The sequence below is a fragment of the Catenulispora rubra genome, from assembly GCF_015356825.1.
GTDB classification, from domain to species: Bacteria; Actinomycetota; Actinomycetes; order Streptomycetales; family Catenulisporaceae; genus Catenulispora; species Catenulispora rubra.
Genome location: NZ_JAACYW010000419.1, coordinates 1 through 7,595 on the forward strand (window position 1 = coordinate 1; position 7,595 = coordinate 7,595).

Sequence of the window (7,595 nt, forward strand, 5' to 3'; positions counted from 1 at the left end):
GGCTTGAATGTGCCGCTGGGGGCGGATGCTGTGGGGGGCTTGGATGGCGGGCTGCGGGCTGGTGCTAGTGGCGGGATGGTGTCGGCTGCGGGGGGCGCCTTGGTGTAGCTTGTGCGGCTTATATGAATAATGCGATGTGGGCAATTTGCCCGCCATAGACCACTTCCGTCAGCTAACGTAGATCGTGTCAGAACAGGCGTGCGGGGAACACGTCGAAGGGACACGACGATGGTCGACCCGCTGAGCCAGCTTGCTGATGCGACGACCTGCCTCGCCGCGCTTGATCCGCTCGCTTACGACACTGAGGGGAGCCTTGCGGTTGCGCGGGCCGCTGAGCAGGTCTCGCGTGCTGCGGACGGGGTGCTCGTGCGGTGTGTGCGGACGTGGCATGACCGGGGGGATCCGGTGCAGACGCCGGAGACCACGCGGGAGGAGTTGTCGTGGCGCGCCACTGATGCGGCGCGCAAGGCCCTGATCGTTGATCTGGGGCGGACGCGGGGTGATGCGGGGCGGCTGATCGCGACGGTCAGGGCGCTGCGGAAGGATCCGCCGACGGAGGAGGCGTTGCGGATCGGGGACATCTCCGCGCCGCAGGCCAGGATCATCGCTGAGGCACTGGCCGCGCTGGCGCATCAGCCGGATGAGGTCGTCGACCAGGTGCGCAAGGCGCTGATTGCCAGGGCGATGGCGGAGGGGGCCGAGAGTCTGCGGGAGCATGCGGAGGACGCTGCTCATCGCGTGGCGCCGGCGACGGTGCTCAACCGGGCCCGGGCCGCTGAGGCGAAGCGGGGGTTCCATATGACTCCGGTGCTCGACGGTTATGTGCCTGGTGGGTGGCTTTCTACTACTGGTGGCGATGCGTTGCTGACGGCGTTGGATTCGCTCGCTGACCAGCGCTCGGAGGATGCGGGCGAGCCAACCGACGGGGGTGATGAGCTCGGCAGGGCGCGGGCTGATGCGCTCGTGCAGTTGGCCGAGGATCGGCTTCGGGCCGGAGATCTGCCGCAGCGGCACAACGGCCCGACGACGATGACCATCGTCATGCGGGCTGACACCGCTCAGGCCCTGCCGGGGGCGCCGGCTGCCCGGACGGGGCGCGGGAGGACCATGCCTGCGGCGGAGGCGCACATGTTGCGGTGTGAGGCCGCGCTGCGGGCGGTGCTGGTGGACGGCGACGGCGAGGTCCTGTGGCAGGGGCGCAAGCAACGGCTGGCGACACGAGCCCAGTACGAGGCCATGGCCGTGCGCGACGGGGGTTGTACAGCGCCGGGGTGCCAGCGGCCGCCGCGGGAGTGCGACGCGCACCACGACATCCCGTGGACCGCGGGCGGTCACACCGACGTCGACCAGATGCGCCTGCTGTGCCGTCGGCATCATCGCGAGCTGCACGACGAGCTCTGGCAGCGCCAGCACGGATGGCAGGAGGCGGAGATCAGGGCGCGCAACGAGAAGCGCCGCTTCCAGCAGCCGCGCGCTCCCTGGTACACCGATACGCCTGCCTGGTATCCGGGCCCGAGTCCGTGGCGGCCCGAGGGATCGGAAGGCGCGGCGCCGGAGCACGTCGGGGGTGAGGCGCGATGACCACGATCATTCAGCGGATGTGGCAATCAGCCCTTCAGGTTGCGCACCTGGCCGTAGACGCCAAGCACGGCCATCAGCACCGGCAGCACCGCGAGGAAGACGACGCTCTCGACCAGGTCGACGGCGCGGGCCCAACGCGGCGGCATGATCGGCTCGGAGGTACCACGACGGGGACGGATCGACGCCAGGCCGAGAGCCAAGAGCGCGACCACGACCAGCAGCGGCGCGAGCCAGATCGCCCGAAGGTTCGGTTCGGCGTTCCGGGCCATCGCGCCGAAGGCGATCACCAGGCCGGTCAGGCCGCTGATGGCCACGGCGAGGACCTGGGCACGCTCGCGGAAGAGGCGAGCACGGCAGAGCATGACGCCGGAGACGAGGATCGCAAGCGCCTGCTCCCACACCGTGTGCGGGCCGTCCGGAGCGGTCTGCATGGCGTCGATCGGGACGACGAGGAGGGCGACGCAGAGCACGAGCAGCGTGCCGACTCCCGCGGTGAGGCCGGTCAGTACATCCAGGGTGCGGGCGACGCGAAGGCCGACCACGTAGTTGTTGACCGGCGAGCCCTCGAAGTCGCCGGGTTCGACACCGCTGGTCGGCGGCTCGATGACGAAGCGAGCGGCGGCCATGGCGGCGAAGGGCAACAGCTCGACGGCCAGCGCGCAGACCGCAGCGACGACCGCGACACCGGCCGCCGGACTGGCCTTGGTCAGCAGCAAGCCGACGCCGGCGCAGGTGGCGACCAACCCCACGGCCGCGCCTGCCACCGGTACCGCGATCCGGCGGCCGAGACCGATGATCGCGACGAGCGCCACGACAAGGACGGCAGCAGCGCCGGCAATGAAGTGGACGCGGCCCAGGCCCTGTCCGGCGGCGAGATTGGTGGGGAGCAGCCCCGTGCCGGCGATGAAGGCATAAGGGAGCGAAGCCGCCGACAGCACGGCCGCCGCAGTGTAGTCGCGCTGCTGCTGCGCGCCGGTCGCCCAGGCCATGGCTTCGGCAACGGTGGGCCAGGCCGCGAGGCTGCCGAGGCCGCCGTCGCGGACGCTGTTGGCGGCCCGGGTGGCGGTGACCGCGCTGACGGTGCGGGTCGCGGTGCGGCGGGTGTCCGGCCCCTCGGAGGCGAAGGACGCGAGGTCGAAGCTGGTGGTCGTGTCGGTGACGTCAGAGTCCGGATCGTCGTCCGGGTAGCCGTGGCCGACGCCTTGGGACTCGTCGTAGTAGGTGCCCGACCGTGGCTTCGGAGTGTGACGAGACTCGGTGTCGCCGCGTGGTGGACCGAAGCTCGACGTCGGCGCGTGACCCGGATCGGCATCGCGATGATTCACTCGATCGTGTCTGTCGCGCAGTCGGCCACGGCCGCCGAAGCCACCGGGTCCGCCTCGGAAACCGTGCGGAGGCCGGGGAGCGGCGGCCGATCCCGCAGCGTCTCCGTACCCGTAGTAGCTCCCGCGACCGACAGCGGACGGGTCGTACCGCGCCCGCCAGATCGCCATCCCGAGGAGCAAGAGGGTGATCGCGCCCGCGATCAAGCCCTTCCAGTCGTGGAATGTCCCGGTGTTGGAGAACCAGAGCACCACCGCGCCGAGCGTCGAGGCGACGGCGACCACAGTCAGGGCCGTCGCGCGCAAGGCGGTCGTGCTCCACTGCGAGCCGCCGGCGATGACCGCTTCGGCGACGACCTCCGCGATGTCGTCGTGGACCGCGGCTTCGGGGACGTCGCCGATCGGGTGCAGACGGAGGACGCCGCCGTGGAGCACGCCTTGTTCCGTCAAGGACGCGGCGGTGTCCAGCGCCTCGCCGTCGGCGCCGGTGAGGACATAGCCGGTCAGGGCCGCCGCGATGGCGCCCGGCGTCGGAAGCGGGTCGCCCACGAGCCGGAGGAGTTCCGGAAGCAGCTCGGCGACCGGGACGTCCTCCGGAAGGGCCACGTCGACGCGGCGGGTGGGCGCGACGACGGTGACACGGCAGTGGCCGCCGGTCGCGCTGGGCCGTCCGGCGACCCCGGAACCTGCAGTCATGCCGTAATGGTAGCCAGCCGGTCACTGCGAATACCCTTCACGAATGAGCACGACCTCTGTCAAACGCGGCCCGCGTCGCCCGTCGCCGGAAATGCCGAGCGGCACCGTGGTCCTGCACCCGCCGCCGGAGGTGCCGCGCGGTGGCGGGGATGGACACTGGGCTCTGAACCTGCTGCCGATGGTGGCCGGTCTGGGTTCGGTCGTGTTCTTCTTCGTACCGGGTGCCAATGCCCTGATGATGATCGTCGGGGGTCTGACATTCGCGTCCAGCCTGGTGTTCGGAGCGGTGACGGCGGTCCGGCAGCGCAGCGGGGGCAAGGGCAGGCTCGTCGACGCGCGCCGCGACTACCTGAGGCATCTCGCGAACGTCCGCTCAGAGGTGACGGCCGCGGCGCGAGCCCAGAAGGTGGCGACGCGCTATGCGAATCCGGACCCGGACACGCTGTGGAGTCTGGTCGCGCTGCGCGAGCGGCTCTGGGAACGACGGCAGTCCGACCCCGACTTCCTGACGGTGCGGATCGGCCGGGGCGCCGCACAGCTCGCGACGCAACTGGTGCCGCCGGACACCGCCCCGATGCAGGAGCTGGAGCCGATGTGCGCGGACGCCTTGCGGCGCCTGCTCGCCGTCCACGGGACACTGCCCGATCAGCCGGTGGCGATTCCGCTCCGGTCGATCGCGCACCTCGTGGTGAGCGGCGCGCCGGGCCCATCGGCGGTGTGCGCGCTGCTGGCGCAGCTCGTGACGTTCCACTCCCCCGACGACCTCAAGATCTGCGTGGTCGCGGACAGCGACCGGATCCAGCGCTGGGACTGGTTGAAGTGGCTCCCGCATGTCGAGCACCCGAGCGCGCTGGACGCCGCCGGGCCGCAGCGGATGATCTACGACGACACGACGGACGCCGAGACGGGACTCGAGGAACTGCTGGCCGAGCGGCCACGGTTCACACCGATCGTCTCGTTGATCGACCGGCCGCATGTGATCGTCATCTTCGACACCGCGTCGGCAGCATCATCGGACTCGTATACATCTGCTTCCGCGTCCTCTTCGACGGCAGCCGGCTCGCCGACGGCATCGACCGCGTCGTCCGCACCGCTGATCTCCGACGCCGGCTTGCTCGGCGTGACAACGGTGGAGATCGATGCCGAACCGCCCACCCCGCGCCCGAAGCGGTACCAGATGGGTCTGCACATCGCGAAGGACCGGGCCGCGACGGTCGAACTTCCGGACGGCCGGTCCGGTTCCGACGACCGTGCCTTCCCGATCCGGGTCGACACCCTGTCTCTGGCGCAGGCCGAGGCGCTGGCCCGCCAGCTGGCTCCGTTGCGGCTGTCGGCGGGAGGTGGAGACGAACCGCTGCTGTCGGCGCTGGACTTCACCGACCTGCTCGGGATCGAGGATGCGGCCGAGATCTATGCGCCGAGCTTGTGGCAGCGTGGCTCAGCCTCGCCGCACGACCGGCTGCGCGTGCCGATCGGAGTCGGCGAGGACGGCCAGCCTGTCGTGCTGGACCTGAAGGAGGCCGCGCTCGGCGGCATGGGCCCGCATGGCTTGTGCGTGGGAGCGACCGGTTCGGGAAAGTCCGAGCTGTTGAGAAGCCTGGTCGCCGCCTTGGCCCTGACGCACTCGAGCGAGCAGGTGAACTTCATCCTGGCCGACTTCAAGGGCGGAGCGACGTTCGCCGGGTTGGCAGCGCTGCCGCACGTAGCCGCGGTGATCACCAACCTCGCGGACGACCTGACGCTCGTGGACCGGATGCGTGATGCGCTGACCGGCGAACTGAACCGTCGCCAGGAGTTGCTGAAGCGCGCCGGGAACGTGAAGAACGTGCACGACTACGAGAAGGCGCGCGCGGGCACTGCGGATCTGGTGCCCTTGCCGTCGCTGATGGTGGTCGTCGATGAGTTCTCCGAACTGCTCACCGCGCGACCGGAGTTCATCGAGATGTTCCTGCAGATCGGCCGCATCGGTCGATCCCTCGGCGTCCATCTCTTACTGGCCTCACAACGATTGGAGGAGGGACGGCTGCGCGGACTGGACACGTTCCTGTCCTACCGGCTGGGATTGAAGACGTTCTCCGCTGCTGAGTCGCGGGCCGTGCTCGGCGTATCCGACGCCCACAGCCTGCCGAACGTGCCCGGCTCTGGATATCTGAAGTTCGACAACGAGACGATGACCCGGTTCAAGGCCGCGTATGTGTCGGGGCCCTACGGCAAGGACAAGGCCCTCGCCGTCCCGGCCGCGCGCAGCCCGCTCCACCGGCGGCCGGTCTGGTTCACCGCTTTGCACCAGGCGCCGGTCGTGGCGTTGCGTGCCGACGTGGCCGAACCGGACCCGAGCGATACCTCGGCAGTCGCACAGGAGGCGGTCGCCGAGTACCAGAAGTCGCCCGCGACGGTGCTCGACCTGATCGTCGACCGGCTGACGGGCTTCGGCCCGGCGGCACACCAGGTGTGGCTGCCGCCGCTGGCCGAGTCGCCGACCGTGGACGAGTTGCTGCCCGGCATCAAGGTCACCGCGGACCGAGGGCTCTCGGCGACGCGCTGGCGTGCGAACGGCCAGCTGCGGGTGCCGGTCGGCATCATCGACCGGCCTGCCGAGCAGCGGCAGGACCCGCATGTGCTGGACCTGTCCGGCGCCGGTGGGCACGTGCTGGTGGCCGGCGGACCGAGGTCGGGGAAGTCGACGACGCTGCGGACGCTGATGTTCGCGCTCGCGTTGACCCACACGCCGGCCGAGGCGCGCTTCCTGGTCGTGGACCTCGGCGGCGGGACACTCGCGCCGCTCGGCGGGATGCCGCACGTCTCGGCCGTCGCGGGCCGGGCAAATCCCGATCTGGTGCGGCGGATGGTCGCCGAGGCGATCGGGGTGCTCGACCGGCGAGAAGACGCAGGCGGGATGGCGGCTGCCGTGGACCAGGGGCATGTGTTCCTGGTCATCGACGGCTGGTCGGCGTTCCGGGACGAGTTCGAGACGTTGGAGCAGGACGTCGTGGACATCGCACGGCGGGGGCTCGGGTTCGGCGTGCACCTGCTGGCGTCGACCGGACGGTGGGCGGATGTGCGGGCGCAGCTGAAGGATGCTGTCGGGACGCGGTTGGAGCTGCGGCTCGGCGATCCGATGGAGTCCGAGATGGACCGGCGGGCCGCGGCCGAGGTGCCACAGGGCGTGCCGGGGCGGGGCGTGACGCGTCAGAAGCTGCACACGCTCGGAGCGGTGACGGACGAGCCGCCGGAGGAGTTGGTCTCGGCGATCGCGAGGGCGTGGCAGGGACCGCCGGCGCCGCGGGTGCGGATGTTGCCGTCGCAGGTCGCTTATGGCGATTTGGTCGCGCATCGGCGGCTGGACGCGCGGCCTGGTGCTGGGGTCGTCATCGGGATCGAGGAGGCTCGATTGCTGCCGGTGTCGCTGGATTTCGAGGCCGAGCCGCATTTCGTGGTGTTCGGTGAGGGCGAGGCTGGGAAGTCGAACTTCCTTCGGCTGCTGGCCACGGGGTTGGTCGAGGAGGTCGCGGCGGGGCGGCTGGCGGCGCGGTTCATGGTCATCGACTACCGCAGGAGCCTGATGGGGGTGGTGCCGGAGGAGTTCAGCGCCGGGTATGCCGTCGCCGGGCCTGCGGCGCTGTCGATGATGTCGCAGTTGGCGGAGGCGTTGCGGGACCGGTTGCCGGGGCCGGAGGTGACGGCGGAGCAATTGCGGACGCGGAGTTGGCGGACGGGGAAGGACGTGTACGTGTTCGTCGACGACTACGACCTGGTGGCGTCTCCGACGGCGAATCCGTTGGCACCGCTGGTGGAATTGCTGCCGTATGCGCGGGATGTGGGGCTGCATGTGGTGGTCGCGCGGCAGAGTGGCGGGGCCGGGCGGGCGATGGTCCAGACGACCTTCGGTCGGCTGTTCCGGTCCTGGCCCCGGGTGCTGCGCGCCGACTCGGTCGACGCGTACGCCCGAACGGTGCTGTACCGCGCCTTCCTGGACCTGAAGCAGAAAGACCGCGC

At 70.4% G+C, this 7,595-nt stretch carries 3 protein-coding genes; 2 read left to right on the forward strand and 1 reads right to left on the reverse strand.

Translation table 11 applies throughout. The features are described 5' to 3' along the window. Positions 1 to 228: 228 nt before the first annotated feature. Complete coding sequence (locus GWK61_RS50925; protein WP_194921243.1) at positions 229 to 1,581, forward strand: HNH endonuclease signature motif containing protein; 1,353 nt, start codon at positions 229 to 231, stop codon at positions 1,579 to 1,581. Positions 1,582 to 1,607: 26 nt separating this feature from the next. Here GWK61_RS50925 and GWK61_RS50930 read toward each other — a convergent pair whose 3' ends face one another. Next, the gene (locus tag GWK61_RS50930) at positions 1,608 to 3,599 is read right to left on the reverse strand and encodes an EsaB/YukD family protein (RefSeq protein ID WP_194921245.1); all 1,992 of its coding nucleotides are present in this window, start codon (positions 3,597 to 3,599) and stop codon (positions 1,608 to 1,610) included. Between the two features lie 43 nt (positions 3,600 to 3,642). On the opposite strand from GWK61_RS50930, the gene eccCa reads away from it, so the two are divergent. Then, the coding region (gene eccCa / locus GWK61_RS50935; protein WP_194921250.1) for a type VII secretion protein EccCa at positions 3,643 to 7,595 on the forward strand (3,953 nt) is incomplete at its 3' end.